Annotated in this window: 13 protein-coding genes; 11 read left to right on the plus strand and 2 right to left on the minus strand. The window is 62.4% G+C overall.

Features of this window, described 5'->3' with window-relative positions; genetic code table 11:
• Nucleotides 1-236: 236 nt before the first annotated feature.
• The 5 genes from ACODSJ_RS22695 (at nucleotide 237) to ACODSJ_RS22715 (ending at nucleotide 3,805) form a co-directional block, all read left to right on the plus strand.
• Nucleotides 237-776, plus strand: a complete 540-nt coding sequence (locus ACODSJ_RS22695) for a TetR/AcrR family transcriptional regulator (protein WP_489103874.1) — start codon at nucleotides 237-239, stop codon at nucleotides 774-776.
• A 27-nt stretch (nucleotides 777-803) separates the two neighbouring features.
• Entirely contained in the window at nucleotides 804-1,637 is an 834-nt protein-coding gene (locus ACODSJ_RS22700) for an alpha/beta fold hydrolase (protein WP_489103875.1), read from the plus strand.
• A gap of 82 nt (nucleotides 1,638-1,719) precedes the next feature.
• Entirely contained in the window at nucleotides 1,720-2,169 is a 450-nt protein-coding gene (locus ACODSJ_RS22705; protein ID WP_489103876.1) for an acyl-CoA thioesterase, read from the plus strand.
• A 103-nt stretch (nucleotides 2,170-2,272) separates the two neighbouring features.
• Complete coding sequence (locus ACODSJ_RS22710) at nucleotides 2,273-3,232, plus strand: tRNA dihydrouridine synthase (protein WP_489103877.1); 960 nt, start codon at nucleotides 2,273-2,275, stop codon at nucleotides 3,230-3,232.
• Between the two features lie 120 nt (nucleotides 3,233-3,352).
• Nucleotides 3,353-3,805: an Hsp20 family protein gene (locus ACODSJ_RS22715; RefSeq protein ID WP_489103878.1), complete on the plus strand. Its 453-nt coding sequence runs from the start codon at nucleotides 3,353-3,355 to the stop codon at nucleotides 3,803-3,805.
• Between the two features lie 191 nt (nucleotides 3,806-3,996).
• On the opposite strand, the gene ACODSJ_RS22720 is transcribed toward ACODSJ_RS22715, so the two are convergent.
• Together ACODSJ_RS22720 and ACODSJ_RS22725 are read right to left on the minus strand one after the other, a co-directional pair.
• Nucleotides 3,997-7,275, minus strand: a complete 3,279-nt coding sequence (locus ACODSJ_RS22720; RefSeq protein ID WP_489103879.1) for an EAL domain-containing protein — start codon at nucleotides 7,273-7,275, stop codon at nucleotides 3,997-3,999.
• A gap of 69 nt (nucleotides 7,276-7,344) precedes the next feature.
• On the minus strand, nucleotides 7,345-8,235 hold the full coding sequence (locus ACODSJ_RS22725) for a LysR family transcriptional regulator (RefSeq protein ID WP_489103880.1): 891 nt from the start codon (nucleotides 8,233-8,235) through the stop codon (nucleotides 7,345-7,347).
• 156 nt (nucleotides 8,236-8,391) lie between these two features.
• On the opposite strand from ACODSJ_RS22725, the gene leuC reads away from it, so the two are divergent.
• The 6 genes from leuC (at nucleotide 8,392) to ACODSJ_RS22755 (ending at nucleotide 14,882) form a co-directional block, all read left to right on the plus strand.
• Nucleotides 8,392-9,810, plus strand: a complete 1,419-nt coding sequence (leuC, locus tag ACODSJ_RS22730; protein ID WP_489103881.1) for a 3-isopropylmalate dehydratase large subunit — start codon at nucleotides 8,392-8,394, stop codon at nucleotides 9,808-9,810.
• An 11-nt stretch (nucleotides 9,811-9,821) separates the two neighbouring features.
• The gene (leuD, locus tag ACODSJ_RS22735; RefSeq protein ID WP_489103882.1) at nucleotides 9,822-10,466 is read left to right on the plus strand and encodes a 3-isopropylmalate dehydratase small subunit; all 645 of its coding nucleotides are present in this window, start codon (nucleotides 9,822-9,824) and stop codon (nucleotides 10,464-10,466) included.
• A 63-nt stretch (nucleotides 10,467-10,529) separates the two neighbouring features.
• A complete protein-coding gene (locus tag ACODSJ_RS22740) occupies nucleotides 10,530-11,294 on the plus strand; it encodes a class I SAM-dependent methyltransferase (protein WP_489103883.1) in 765 nt (254 codons plus the stop codon).
• A 66-nt stretch (nucleotides 11,295-11,360) separates the two neighbouring features.
• Nucleotides 11,361-12,443 (plus strand): 3-isopropylmalate dehydrogenase, encoded by a 1,083-nt coding sequence (gene leuB, locus ACODSJ_RS22745; RefSeq protein ID WP_489103884.1) that lies wholly within the window; start codon nucleotides 11,361-11,363, stop codon nucleotides 12,441-12,443.
• 54 nt (nucleotides 12,444-12,497) lie between these two features.
• Nucleotides 12,498-13,610, plus strand: coding sequence for an aspartate-semialdehyde dehydrogenase (asd, locus tag ACODSJ_RS22750; RefSeq protein ID WP_489103885.1), 1,113 nt, complete (start codon nucleotides 12,498-12,500; stop codon nucleotides 13,608-13,610).
• A gap of 261 nt (nucleotides 13,611-13,871) precedes the next feature.
• Nucleotides 13,872-14,882, plus strand: coding sequence for an aspartate-semialdehyde dehydrogenase (locus tag ACODSJ_RS22755; protein ID WP_489103886.1), 1,011 nt, complete (start codon nucleotides 13,872-13,874; stop codon nucleotides 14,880-14,882).
• Nucleotides 14,883-15,053: the final 171 nt, after the last annotated feature.

Here is a 15,053-nt window from a genome sequence, read left to right on the forward strand (position 1 = left end):
AGGACACCGCCCTTTCACGGCGGTAACAGGGGTTCGAGTCCCCTAGGGGACGCCACGATTACCCGCTCTGCGGGATTTTATAAGGGTCATTCAATTATTGAATGGCCCTTTTGTTTTTCTGGCGTTCTGCCAATTCTCTATTCCTCGAAAATCCCTGACTGACCAGCGGTTCGAATTTCCGCTTGCGGAAAATTATTATATAGATAATATTTCAGTCGTAATATTCGGAGGCGACGATGAGCGATAAAAAGGCACAAACCCGTGAGCGCATTCTCAAGGCCGCCAGCGCCGCGTTGATCCAGCGTGGGCCCGCCGAACCGAGTGTGGGCGAAGTGATGGGCGCGGCCGGGCTGACCGTGGGGGGCTTCTATGCCCACTTCGAAAGCAAGGACGCCCTGATGCTCGAAGCGTTCAAGCAACTGCTGAGCCAGCGTCGCGGCTTGATTGCCGACATGGATTGCACGTTGACCGGCGAGGAGCGACGCGCCCTGGTGTCCGCATTCTACCTGTCGCGCAAGCATCGCGACTCCATCGAGCAAGCTTGCCCGATCCCGGCGTCGGTGGGGGAGTTCGGGCGGCTGCCGGATGAATTTCGCGAGGCGCTCAACGAGCACATAGAACTGTTGGCCGCGCAGTTGGCGGCCAGCCCGGAAGATGCCGACAAAGCCTTGGCCGACATTGCCTTGATGGTCGGCGGCCTGGCCCTGGCTCGGGCGCTGGGCCCGGGGGAGTTGTCGGATCGTTTGCTGCGCGCTGCCAAGTCGGCGGTGCGTTGAGCTTGGGCGCAAGCCCTGGAGACAGGTATGAACAGGCTTAGCTGGATTCGTGGTGTCAATGGCACGCTGGGGCTAGTCGCTCCGGACCTGGTGGCGAAGAAAATGCGGGCACTGTTCATGCGTCCCCGGAACTTGCCGCCACGTGACTGGGAGTTGCCCTTGCTGGCAGCGTCCGAGCGCATCACCTTGCGCTTTGGTCTCTCGGCCTTGCGCTGGGGCCACGGGCCAGCCGTCCTGCTGATGCATGGCTGGGAAGGGCGGCCGACCCAGTTCGCGGCGCTGATCACCGCGCTGGTCGACGCCGGCTATACGGTGGTGGCGCTGGACGGTCCGGCCCACGGTCGTTCCCCAGGTCGTGAGGCGAATGTGCTGTTGTTCGCCAGGGCCATGCTGGAAGCGGCGGCTGAGCTGCCACCGCTGCAAGCGGTGATTGGCCACTCCATGGGGGGCGCCAGCGCGATGCTCGCGGTCCAGTTGGGTTTGCGTACCGAAACGCTGGTCAGCATCGCCGCGCCGGCACGCATCCTGGGCGTGCTGCGCGGCTTCGCCCGGTTCATGGGCCTGCCGCCCCGGGCGCGTTCGGCATTCATTCGCCAGGTTGAACGCGATGTGGGCATGCAGGCCGTGAAGATGGATGTCGCCCACTACCAGCTGGACGTGCCCGGGCTGATCATTCATGCCGAGGATGACACCTTTGTTTCGGTCGAGGAGTCGCAACGGATTCATGAGGCCTGGTTCGACAGTCGCCTGCTGCGCTTGCCCCAAGGTGGGCACCAGCGGGTCCTGGCCGATCCGCAGGTGATCGAGGGCGTGCTGTCATTGCTGGCCGGGCGCAGCCTGCAGGCGCGGCAATCCGCCTGAGTGGGAACAAGGCTTGCCCGCGATGGCGGTCAGGCGCGGATCCGCTACACTGCCCCGATTTACATTCGACCGGGAGAGGGGCATGGGCTGGGATCGGGAAACGCCGTTCATCATTGATCTTCAAGTAGGCGCCGAAGACATCGATGGACTGGGGCATGCCAATAACGCGGTGTACGTGACCTGGCTCGAACGCTGCGCCTGGCGTCATTCCCAGCGCCTGGGGCTGGACCTGGTGGAATATCGCCGCCTCGATCGGGCCATGGCGGTGGTGCGTCACGAAATCGATTACCTGTCGGCCGCCTACGAAGGCGACGAGTTGCAGCTGGCGACCTGGATCGTCGACTGGGATCAGCGGTTGAAAATGACCCGGCATTTCCAACTGATCCGCCCCAGCGACAACACCACCTTGCTGCGGGCCCAGACCACCTTCGTCTGCATCGAACTGTCCACCGGCCGGCCCAAGCGCATGCCGCCGGAATTCATCGAGGGCTACGGTCCGGCGCTGAAGCCATCTGGCATTTTCGTAGACTGACCCACCGCTATCGCGAGCAAGCTTTGCTCCCACGGTGAATTGCCGATGGCATGGGTAAAATCCGGTAAACTGCCGCACGTTTTTTCGTTGAGTGTGTTTTTCCATGCAAATTGCCTTGGCACCCATGGAGGGGTTGGTCGACAACATCCTGCGGGATGTCCTGACCCACGTCGGTGGTATCGACTGGTGTGTGACCGAGTTCATCCGCGTCAATGACCGTCTGCTCACACCCGCCTATTTCCACAAGCTTGCCCCCGAGCTGTTGACCGGTGCCCAGACGGCTGCCGGCGTGCCGCTGCGGGTGCAGTTGCTTGGGTCTGATCCAGTGTGCCTGGCAGAAAATGCTGCCTTGGCCTGTGAGTTGGGGTCTGAGGTCATCGACCTGAACTTCGGCTGCCCGGCCAAGACCGTGAACAAGTCCCGGGGTGGGGCGGTGTTGCTCAAGGAGCCGGAGCTGCTTAACGAAATTGTCGAGCACGTGCGCCGCGCCGTGCCGAAGCACATTCCGGTCACCGCCAAGATGCGCCTGGGCTTCGACAGCCCCGACGGTGCGCTGGTGTGCGCCACGGCCCTCGCTGAAGGTGGCGCGGCGCACATCGTGGTGCATGCGCGGACCAAGGTCGACGGCTACAAGCCGCCGGCCCATTGGGAGTGGATCCCCCGGGTCCAGGACGTGGTCAAGGTGCCGGTGTTCGCCAACGGCGATATCTGGAGTGTGGAAGACTGGCGCCGTTGCCGCGAGATCAGCGGGGTCGAGGACATCATGCTCGGTCGCGGCCTCGTTTCCCGTCCTGACCTGGCCCGGCAGATCGCCGCGGCCCGAGCCGGTGAGGAGGTGGTCGAGATGACCTGGGCCGAGTTGCAGCCGATGCTCCAGGACTTCTGGGTGCAGGTGGTCGAGCAACTGACGCCGCGCCAGGCGCCGGGTCGCTTGAAGCAGTGGCTGGCGATGCTGACCCGCAATTACCCTGAAGCGGTGGCGTTGTTTACGGCGTTGCGCCGTGAAACCGAGCTGGACGCGGTGGGGCATTTGCTGGGTGTGCAGCGCACCGAAGCGGCCTGAAAAAAATTTCAAAAAAAGCTCTTGAAAAGTATTTGGCGGACCCTAGATAGGGGTTACGCGATGCCGAATTCGGGTCGCGGAGACAAAAAACCTTGCTGAACTTTTCAGGAGATTTGAACCATGAGTACTGCATTTTCGCTGGCCCCTCTGTTCCGTTCCTCGGTGGGCTTCGACCGTTTCAACGACCTGTTCGAAACCGCCCTGCGCAACGAGCCAGGCAGCAGCTATCCACCCTACAACGTGGAAAAGTACGGTGATGACCAATACCGCATTGTGGTCGCCGCCGCCGGGTTCCGGGAAGAAGACCTGGACCTTCAGGTAGAAAAAGGCGTGTTGACCATCAGCGGTGGCAAGCGCGAGGCCAGCAACGACGGCGTGACCTACCTGCACCAGGGCATCGCCCAGCGTGCGTTCAAGCTGTCCTTCCGATTGGCAGATCATATCGAGATCAAGTCCGCCGGCCTGAGCAACGGTCTGTTGAGCATCGACCTGCTGCGGGTGATTCCGGAAGAGGCCAAAGCCAAGCGCATCCCGATCAACGGAGCGCAGCAGCAACCCGCGCTGCAAAACTGATGCATTGCAACTGAAGAAGGGCGCCAAATGGCGCCCTTTTTCATGTCCGGGATTCTACTGTGGGACATCATTGTGGCGAGGGAGCTTGCTCCCGCTGGGTCGCGAAGCGGCCCCAAAAGCTTGCGAGCGCTGCGCACTCGAGCGGGAGCAAGCTCCCTCGCCACAAAAAGCCCCTTGTCCTGCTGTAAGGGCTACGGCAACAACCGCTCAAACGCCTCCAACGGCAACGGCCGACTGTGCAGGTAACCCTGGTACAAATGGCAATCCAAGCCCTGCAGAAATTGCAATTGCTCCAGGGTTTCCACGCCCTCGGCGATCATTTCCAGGTTGAGGCTATGGGCCATGGCGACGATGGCGCGGATGATTTCGGCGTCGTTGGGGTCGCTGGTGGCGTCGCGCACGAATGACTGGTCGATTTTCAGCGTGTCCACGGGCAGGCGCTTGAGGTAGGTCAGCGACGAATAACCGGTGCCAAAGTCGTCCATGGCAAAGCTCACCCCCAGTTTCTTGAGGCGGCGCATCTTGCCGATGGTGTCGTCCAGGTTCTGGATCACGATGCCTTCGGTGATTTCCAGCTTGAGCATGGTGCTGGGCAGGCCATGGTTGGCAAGGCTGTTTTCGATGCGTTCGACGAAGTCGCTCTGGCGGAACTGCCGCGGGCTGATGTTCACGCACAGGCTGAATCGCTGTGGATCGACCTTGCCCCTGGCAATCAGTTGCTTGAAGCCATCGCAGGCTTCGTCGAGGATCCAGGTCCCGACCTCCAGGATCAGCCCGCTGTCTTCCAATACCTTGATGAATTCGTTCGGCGATTGCGCACCCAGTTCCGGGTGATGCCAGCGCACCAAGGCTTCGGCGCCGATGATGCGATTGTCCCGGGCGTCGACCTGTGGCTGGAAGTGCAGGCTGAACTCACCACGAGCCAAGGCCTGGCGCAGATCGTTTTCCATGCGCAGCCGTTCGCTGGCGGCTTTCTGCATGGAGGCGTGGAACATCTGCGAGGTGTTGCGCCCCGAATCCTTGGCGCGATACAGCGCGATATCGGCACGCTTGAGCAGGTCTGTGGGTGTGGCGCCATGGTCGGGGATCAGCGCGATGCCGATGCTGGGTGTCACCTGCAACCGCTGGCCGTCGAGGAACATCGGCTCGGAAAGGAGTTCGCGCACGGTGTTGGCCAGGCGCTGCACTTGTTCGCTGACCTCGGCACGGGTGCCTTCCAGGCCGCTGAGCAGCACCACGAACTCGTCGCCGCCCAGCCGCGCGACGGTGTCTTCCAGGCGCACGCTGGCCTCCAGGCGCGCCGTGATGATTTTCAGCACCGTATCGCCCACCGGATGGCCGAGGGAATCATTGATGTGCTTGAAGTGATCCAGGTCGAGAAACAGCAGGGCGCCACGCAGGTTGTGGCGCTTGAGCAGGGCAATCTGTTGGCTCAACCGGTCCAGCAATAAGGCCCGGTTGGGCAGGTTGGTCAACGGGTCGTGGTAGGCCAGGTGACGGATCTGCGCCTCGGCGTTGCGCAGCAGGCTGACATCCCGGGCCGTCAGCAACAGGCAGGCCGTTTCGTTGAGCGTGATGGGCTCGACCGACACTTCCATCGTGAGGATCTCCCCTCGCTTGTTGCGCCCAAGCATTTCCTGGTGAAGCACCCGGCCCTTGAGTTGCAGTTCGGCCAACAGCGCCGTGCGCTGCTTTTCTTCCGCCCAGATGCCCACTTCGTAGACTGTGTGGCCGATCACTTCGTCGGCGCGGTAGCCAGTCAGGCGGCAGAAGCCATCGTTGACCTCAAGGTAGCGACCGCTTTCGCATTCGGTGATGGTGATGGCGTCGGGGCTGGAGTGAAACGCCTTGGCGAATTTCTCCTCGCTGGCCTTGAGGGCCGCTTCGGAACGCTGCTGTTGGGTGATGTCGCGCAGGGTGGTCACGATGCAGGGCTGGTTGCCCACGTTGATCTGCCGGCTGGAGATCACGCAGGTCAACGGCTGGCCGTTCTTGTGGTGGACGATGATGGCGACGTTGCTCAGCGATTGTTCGCGGATCACCCGCTCGATGCGCTGCAGGCTGCTGCCCGAGGCGTCCCACAGGCCGATTTCGTCGGCGGTGAGGCCGATCACATCGCTCGCCGTCCAGCCGAAGGTTTGCGTGAAGCTGGAGTTGATCTCCAGGAAGTGCCCCGACTCCTGCTGGGTCACGCAGATCGGGTCGGGACTGACCTGGAACAGCGTGGCGAACTTCTCCTCCGAGACCGCCAGGCTCTGTTCGCGTTCAACCTGGTCGGTGATGTCCAGCAACGTCCCGGCCATGCGCAAGGGGTTGCCGTCGTCGTCGCGATAGAGGCGGGCGCGGCTCTCCAGGTAACGGGAGCTGCCGTCAGGCAATTGCACGCGGTAGGTCAATTGATAATTGCCCGCCGGGCCTTCGCGCAGGCTGCGGTAGGCGTTGCGCATGTTGTTGCGTTCTTCAGTGGGGACCCCATCGAAGAACGCATCGAACGACTCGTGAAACGGTTTGGGCTCCAGGCCATGCAGCTGCGCGGCGCGGGCCGAGCCGTAGAGCATGCCGCTGGGAATGTGCCAGTCCCAGGTGCCCAATTGTGCCGAGTCCAGGGCCAGATCGAGGCGCTCCTGGCTGTCCTTGAGGGCCTGTTCGGCCAGTTTGCGTTCGGTGGTGTCGAGGAAGGTGCTCAGCAGGTAGGGCTGGCCTTCGATTTCGACTTTCTGCGCGCTGAGAAGGCCGTTGTGGACCTGGCCGTTGCTGGCCCGCAGCTCGACCTCCATGCTCGACAGCTCGCCCTTGGCCTTGATGGCTTCGATCAGTTTTACCCGCTGCCCGGGATCGACCCATAAGCCCAGCTCCAGGGTGGTACGGCCAATCACATCGTGCAGCGGCCAGCCGAACAGGCTTTCGAAATATCGATTGGCTTCGCTGATCAGCCCATCTTCCTGGCGGGTCAGCAACACCATGTTCGGGCTCAGGTGGAACAAGGTCGCGAACCGCTTCTCCGAGCTGCGCAGCGCCTGCTCCCGTTCGCGTTGATGGGTGATCTCGCGGATCACCCCGATCATGCGCGGGCGGCCATGCTTGTCGGGCTGCACGCTGCCGCTGATCTCCAGCCAGTGCAAGCTACCGTCCGGCCAGACGATGCGATGGTGCATGGCCTGTTCCAGTGGCGCGCCGACCACGGCGGCATGGAACGCGCGAATGGCCTTGGCCCGGTCCTCGGGTAGCAACAGGTCCAGGTAATCGACATCCGCTGGCAGCGGCTGGCGCGGGTCGAAGCCGAACAGCGCCTGGGTGCCCCGGGACCAGCTGATTCGCCCTGTGTCGATGTCCCACGACCAGGCGCCCAGCCGCGCGCCATTCAGCGCGGCCAGCAACTGCGGCGCGCTGTCCCAGCTTTGCTCGGAACGCTTGGGATCAAGCGCCTGGATACGCGGCAGGGGCGGTAGAGGGTCAGCGGGTTTGGGCATTATCTGGCAGGCCTTGAGCAGGTTTGGGCATTAGGCACAGGGATGGCGGCTCTATAGGATTAGCACAACTTATGCCGTTGTCCCTGGCAGATCGATTTGTGCATCCAATAGGGCCATGAAAGCCCGTGCAGCGTTCGACAGCGTCCGTTCGGTGTGCACGATATAGCCTAGCTGGCGACTGAGTTGTATGCCCGGCAAAGGAATGCGCGCGACCTGTTCATCGAGCATGGTGCGCGGCAAGACGCTCCAGGCCAGGCCGATGGAGACCATCATTTTTATGGTTTCCAGATAATTCGTGCTCATGGCGATGTTCGGCGTCAGGCCCTGGGCCTCGAACAGGCGTCGAACGATGTGGTGGGTAAAGGTGTTGCCACCGGGGAACACCGCCGGGTGCAAGGCGATGTCCGCCAGGCTCACCGCGCCGCTTTCCAGCAAGGCGTGCTCCGGCGCGACCACAAAATCCAAGGGGTCGTCCCACACGGGTGTGGCGCGCATCAGTGCATGGGGCTCGGGGGCGAGGGTGATGACCGCCAGTTCCGCCCGGCCATGGAGGATTTCCTCGTAGGCCACTTCCGAATCCAGGAACTGAATATCCAGCGCGACCTGTGGGTAGCGTCGGGTGAACTCCCTCAAGAGCGGCGGCAGGCGATGCAGCCCGATGTGGTGGCTGGTGGCGAGCGTGAGGCGCCCGCTCACTTCGCCGGTCAGGTTGGTCAGCGCGCGACGGGTGTCGTCCAGCACGTTGAGGATCTGATAGGCCCGTGGTAGCAGGGCCCGGCCGGCTTCGGTCAGGCCCACTTCACGGCCCAGCCGGTCGAACAGGCGCACCTTGAGTTGCTGTTCCAGCCCGGCAATACGCTTGCTGATGGCCGGTTGGGTCAGGTGCAGGTGCTCGCCGGCCGCGGAGAAACTGCCTGTCTCGGCGATGGCGATAAAAGCGTTGAGGTTGGCGAGGTCCATGTCCGTCCTGGTCGAATTCCAGTTGGTTATGCAAAGTATAAAAAATATGAATTTGAGTTATTCAATGTAACCCCATAGCATCAGCCTCACAAGCCAAAGGGTTATTGAATCGCTCAAGACCCGGGGCATAGAAACAAGCTGATGAGGAACCGTCTGATGGCCGGCAAAACGCTCTACGACAAGCTCTGGGATTCGCATTTGGTCAAGCAGCGCGACGATGGCTCGGCGCTGATCTACATCGATCGTCACATCATCCATGAAGTGACCTCGCCGCAAGCCTTCGAAGGCCTGCGCCTGGCCGGGCGCAAGCCTTGGCGCGTCGATGCCAACATCGCGACCCCGGACCACAACGTACCGACCACGCCGGAGCGCAAGGGCGGCATCGGCGCCATCGTCGACCAGGTCTCGCGCCTGCAAGTCCAGACCCTCGATGACAACTGTGACGAATACGGCATCGTCGAATTCAAGATGAACGACGTGCGCCAGGGCATCGTCCACGTCATTGGCCCGGAGCAGGGTGCAACCTTGCCTGGCATGACCGTGGTCTGCGGCGACTCGCACACCTCGACCCACGGCGCCTTCGGGGCCTTGGCCCACGGCATCGGCACCTCCGAGGTCGAGCATGTGCTCGCCACCCAGTGCCTGGTCGCCAAGAAAATGAAGAACATGCGGGTGGTGGTCGAAGGCAAATTGCCGTTCGGCGTGACCGCCAAGGACATCGTCCTGGCCGTGATCGGCAAGATCGGCACCGCCGGCGGCAACGGCCATGCCATCGAGTTTGCCGGCAGCGCGATCCGCGACTTGTCCGTCGAAGGCCGCATGACCATCTGCAACATGTCCATCGAAGCCGGGGCCCGCGTTGGCCTGGTGGCCGCCGATGAAAAAACCGTGGAGTACGTCAAGGGTCGTCCGTTCGCCCCGAAAGGTGCCGAATGGGACATGGCGGTCGAAGCCTGGAAAGACCTGGTCTCCGATGCCGATGCCAAGTTCGACACCGTGGTCGAGCTCGATGCCGCGCAAATCAAGCCGCAAGTCAGCTGGGGTACGTCCCCGGAAATGGTCTTGGCCGTGGACCAGAATGTGCCGGATCCAGCCAAGGAGTTGGACCTGGTCAAGCGCGACTCCATCGTTCGCGCACTGAAATACATGGGTTTGAGCGCCAACCAGGCGATCACTGACATCCAGCTCGACCGCGTGTTCATCGGTTCCTGCACCAACTCGCGGATCGAAGACCTGCGCGCGGCCGCAGTGATCGCCAAGGGCCGCAAGGTTGCCTCGACCATCAAGCAGGCCATCGTGGTGCCGGGCTCGGGGCTGGTGAAGGCCCAGGCGGAAGCGGAAGGCCTGGACAAGATTTTCCTCGAGGCCGGTTTCGAATGGCGTGAGCCAGGCTGCTCGATGTGCCTGGCGATGAACCCGGACCGCCTGGAGTCGGGCGAGCATTGCGCGTCCACCTCCAACCGTAACTTCGAAGGGCGTCAGGGCGCCGGTGGTCGTACGCACCTGGTGAGCCCGGCCATGGCCGCGGCGGCGGCTGTCAACGGCCGTTTCGTCGACGTCCGCGAATTGATCTGAAGGAGCGCAGCATGAAAGCTTTTACCCAGCACACCGGTCTTGTCGCGCCTTTGGATCGTGCCAACGTCGACACCGACCAGATCATTCCCAAGCAGTTCTTGAAGTCCATCAAGCGCACCGGCTTCGGCCCGAACCTGTTCGATGAGTGGCGCTACCTGGATGTCGGCCAGCCGTATCAGGACAACTCCAAGCGCCCGCTGAACAAGGATTTCGTCCTCAACGCCGAGCGTTACCAAGGCGCCAGCGTGTTGCTGGCCCGTGAGAACTTCGGCTGCGGTTCCAGCCGCGAGCACGCGCCGTGGGCCCTGGAAGAGTACGGTTTCCGCAGCATCATCGCGCCGAGCTACGCCGACATCTTCTTCAACAACAGCTTCAAGAACGGCTTGCTGCCGATCATCCTCAGCGACGCCCAAGTCGATGAGCTGTTCCAGCAGGTCGAGGCGAACCCGGGTTATCAGTTGCAGATCGACCTGGCCGCCCAGACCGTGACCCGTCCCGACGGCAAGGTCCTGAGCTTTGAGATCGACGCCTTCCGCAAGCATTGCCTGCTCAATGGCCTGGACGACATCGGCCTGACCTTGCAGGACGGAGACGCCATTGCGGCGTTCGAAGCCAAGCATCGGGCGAGCCAGCCTTGGTTGTTTCGGGATGCTTGATTGATGTGAGATTGATGTAGTCAGCTCTGGCTATACAAGGCTAAACCTAAAAAGGAAGTCCCCATGACCAGCACCGCCCACAGTCAGGTTGTACAAAAGCAATTCGGTGAACAGGCCGCGGCCTACTTGAGCAGTGCCGTGCACGCCCAGGGCGCCGAGTTCGCGCTGCTACAGGCTGCGCTGGCCGGTCGTGGCGATGCTCGTGTGCTGGACCTGGGTTGCGGCGCCGGTCACGTGAGTTTCCACGTGGCGCCATTGGCCGGTGAAGTGGTGGCCTATGATCTGTCCCAGCAGATGCTCGACGTGGTGGCGGCGGCCGCCGCAGAGCGTGGCCTGGGCAATATCGCCACGGTGCGCGGGGCCGCCGAGCGCCTGCCGTTCGCCGACGGTGAGTTCGACTTCGTGTTCAGCCGCTATTCGGCGCATCATTGGAGCGACCTGGGCCTGGCCTTGCGGGAAGTGCGCCGGGTGCTCAAGCCGGGCGGGGTGGTGGCGTTCATCGACATCCTGTCGCCGGGCATGCCGTTGCTGGACACTTACCTGCAAAGCATCGAAGTGCTGCGCGACACCAGCCATGTGCGTGATTATTCGGCCTGCGAATGGTTGCGCCAGGTCAGTGACGCGGGGCTGCACACCCGCAGCACCTCGCGCCAGCGCCTGCGCCTGGAATACCGCTCCTGGGTCGACCGCATGCGCACTCCCGAAGTGCTGCGCGCGGCCATCCTTGAGTTGCAGCGCTCGATGGGCGATGAAGTGCGTGAATATTTCGAGATTGAGGCCGATGGTTCGTTCAGTACAGACGTACTGGTGCTGTGGGCCGAGCGGTAACATCATTTTCCGGCCCGCCCAAAGGCACCCAGCCTGGGGCGCGCTGACAGAGCAAACGAGGAAAGCATGAGCAAGCAGATTCTGATTCTCCCTGGCGATGGCATTGGTCCGGAAATCATGGCCGAAGCGGTGAAGGTGCTGGAGCTGACCAACACCAAGTACAGCCTGGGTTTCGAGCTCAGCCACGACGTGATCGGCGGCGCGGCCATCGACAAGCACGGCGTGCCCCTGGCCGATGAAACCCTGGACCGTGCCCGTGCGGCCGATGCTGTGCTGCTGGGCGCCGTCGGTGGCCCGAAGTGGGACAAGATCGAGCGTGACATCCGCCCTGAACGCGGCCTGTTGAAGATCCGTGCGCAACTGGGCCTGTTCGGCAACCTGCGCCCGGCGATCCTCTACCCGCAACTGGCCGATGCGTCGAGCCTGAAGCCGGAAATCGTCTCGGGCCTGGATATCCTCATCGTTCGCGAGCTGACCGGCGGTATCTACTTCGGCGCCCCGCGTGGCACCCGTGAGCTGGATAATGGCGAACGCCAGGCCTACGACACCCTGCCGTACAGCGAAAGCGAAATCCGCCGTATCGCCCGGGTCGGCTTCGACATGGCCCGTGTGCGTGGCAAGAAGCTGTGCTCGGTGGACAAGGCCAACGTGTTGGCGTCCAGCCAACTGTGGCGTGAAGTGGTCGAGCAGGTGGCCAAGGATTACCCGGACATCGAGCTGAGCCACATGTACGTCGACAATGCCGCCATGCAACTGGTGCGCGCGCCGAAGCAGTTCGACGTGATCGTCACCGACAACATGTTCGGCGACATCCTGTCCGACGAAGCGTCGATGCTCACCGGTTCCATCGGCATGCTGCCGTCCGCCTCCCTGGACGCCAACAACAAGGGCATGTACGAGCCGTGCCACGGTTCGGCGCCGGACATTGCCGGGCAGGGCATTGCCAACCCGTTGGCGACGATCTTGTCGGTGTCGATGATGCTGCGCTACAGCTTCAACCTCAACGGACCGGCCGACGCGATCGAGAAGGCTGTCAGTGTGGTGCTGGACCAGGGCTTGCGTACCGGTGACATCTGGTCGGCAGGTTGTACCAAAGTCGGTACGCAGCAAATGGGCGATGCAGTAGTCGCGGCGCTGCGGAATCTGTAATCTTTCGGGCCCACTGCTTTGACGGTGGCCCACTTTTGTATAGGTGTAGTTGCGATGAAACGTGTAGGTCTGATCGGTTGGCGCGGTATGGTCGGTTCCGTGCTCATGCAGCGTATGCTGGAAGAGCAGGATTTCGATCTCATTGAACCGGTGTTTTTCACCACTTCCAATGTGGGTGGCCAAGGCCCGTCCGTGGGCAAGGACACCGGTGCGCTCAAGGATGCCTACAGCATTGAAGAGCTCAAGACCCTCGACGTGATCCTGACCTGCCAGGGCGGCGACTACACCAGCGAAGTGTTCCCCAAGCTGCGTGAAGCCGGTTGGCAGGGCTACTGGATCGATGCCGCCTCCAGCCTGCGCATGCAGGATGACGCGGTGATCGTCCTCGATCCGGTGAACCGCAAGGTCATCGACCAGCAGCTCGATGCCGGTACCAAGAACTACATCGGTGGCAACTGCACCGTCAGCCTGATGCTGATGGGCCTGGGCGGCCTGTTCGAGGCTGGCCTGGTGGAATGGATGAGTGCCATGACCTATCAGGCGGCGTCCGGTGCCGGCGCGCAGAACATGCGTGAGCTGATCCGGCAGATGGGCGCAACCCACGCCGCTGTCGCCGATGACCTGGCCAACCCGGCCAGCGCCATCCTCGACATCGACCGCAAGGTCGCCGAGGCGATGCGCAGCGATGCCTATCCGACCGAGAACTTCGGTGTGCCACTGGCCGGCAGCCTGATCCCATGGATCGACAAGGAGCTGCCTAACGGCCAGAGCCGTGAAGAGTGGAAGGCCCAGGCCGAAACCAACAAGATCCTGGGCCGTTTCAAGAGCCCGATCCCGGTGGACGGCATCTGCGTGCGCATCGGTGCCATGCGCTGCCACAGCCAGGCGCTGACCATCAAGCTGAACAAGGACGTGCCGATCGCCGACATCGAAGGGCTGATCAGCCAGCACAACCCTTGGGTCAAGCTGGTGCCGAACAACCGCGAGACCAGCATGCAGGAGCTGAGCCCGACCAAGGTCACCGGCACCCTGAATGTGCCGGTGGGTCGCCTGCGCAAGCTGAACATGGGTTCGCAGTTCGTCGGTGCCTTCACCGTCGGCGACCAGCTGCTGTGGGGCGCGGCCGAACCGCTGCGCCGCATGCTGCGGATCCTGCTCGAGCGTTGATCGATTGCGGCTGTGAAAGAACCCGTGCCTTGTGAGAGGTGCGGGTTTTTTTATGTCGGTTTGGTGAGTTCTCTGTGGCGAGGGAGCTTGCTCCCGCTGGGACGGTCCGACGCCTCGGGCGAAGCAGCCCCAAAACTCTAGCGGTTGCTGCGCAACCGAGCGGGAGCAAGCTCCCTCGCCACAGGTTCTCTTGTGTTCAATTGCTTGCCCGCCAACCACCCGGTAAAGTGCCGCTCCCCACGTTTTACCTGAGGTAGACCCATGAGCCAGTCCTTTGATATTGCCGTGATCGGCGCCACCGGCACTGTCGGCGAAACCCTCGTCCAGGTGCTTGAAGAGCGAGACTTTCCGATCGGCAATCTGCACTTGCTGGCCAGCGGTGAGTCGGCGGGCAGTTCGGTGATGTTTCGCGGCAAGAACGTGCGGGTGCGTGAAGTCGACGCGTTCGATTTCAGCAAAGTCCAACTGGCATTCTTCGCCGCCGGCCCAGCGGTGACCTTGAGCTTCGCGCCGCGCGCCACGGCGGCCGGCTGTGCGTTGGTCGATCTGTCTGGCGCGCTGCCGCCGGAGCAGGCGCCGCAGATCGTGCCGGAAGCCAACGCGCACCGGCTCACCGGCCTGGGCAAACCGTTTCAGGTCAGCAGCCCCAGCGCTTCGGCCACCACATTGGCGGTAGCCCTGGCACCGCTGCGCGACTGTGTCGATGCGCAGCGCATCAGCGTCACCGCCAACCTGGCCGTGTCGGCCCTGGGGCGCGCCGCCGTCACTGAACTGGCGCGCCAGACCGCCGAGCTGCTCAACGCCCGGCCCCTGGAGCCCGCATTCTTTGACCGACAGGTGGCGTTCAATCTGTTGGCCCAGGTCGGCACCCCGGACGAGCAGGGTCATACGCAGCTGGAAAAACGCCTGGTTCGCGAGCTGCGCCAGGTGTTGAATCAACCTTTATTAAAAATTTCAGTGACTTGCATTCAAGCCCCGGTGTTTTTTGGCGATAGCTTTAGCGTGACTGTGCAGTCTGCGCGCGCGATCGACCTGGCGAAAGTCAACGCGGCCTTGGAAACGGCGCCCGGCATCGAGCTGGTGGAGGCGGGTGACTACCCGACCCCGGTGGGCGATGCAGTGGGGCAGGATGTGGTCTACATCGGCCGGGTACGTGGCGGTATCGACGATCCGGCGGAACTCAATATGTGGCTGACGTCGGATAACGTGCGCAAGGGCGCGGCGCTCAACGCCGTGCAGGTGGCTGAGTTGTTGATAAAAGACTTGCCGTAAAAGATACTTGGCGTCAATTTGTCGAATGGTTCTAGCCGGGCGCTATGCTTGGTCAGGATGCTGAAGGCGAACATCCCTACGGGGGACTTTCCCGGGGCATGAGTGAAATGATCGCGCGCACTGTCGTTTCGGGCTCGCACGCAATGCCTTGCGGCAGCGACATCAATACCT

Source organism: Pseudomonas sp. FG6 (assembly GCF_057809015.1).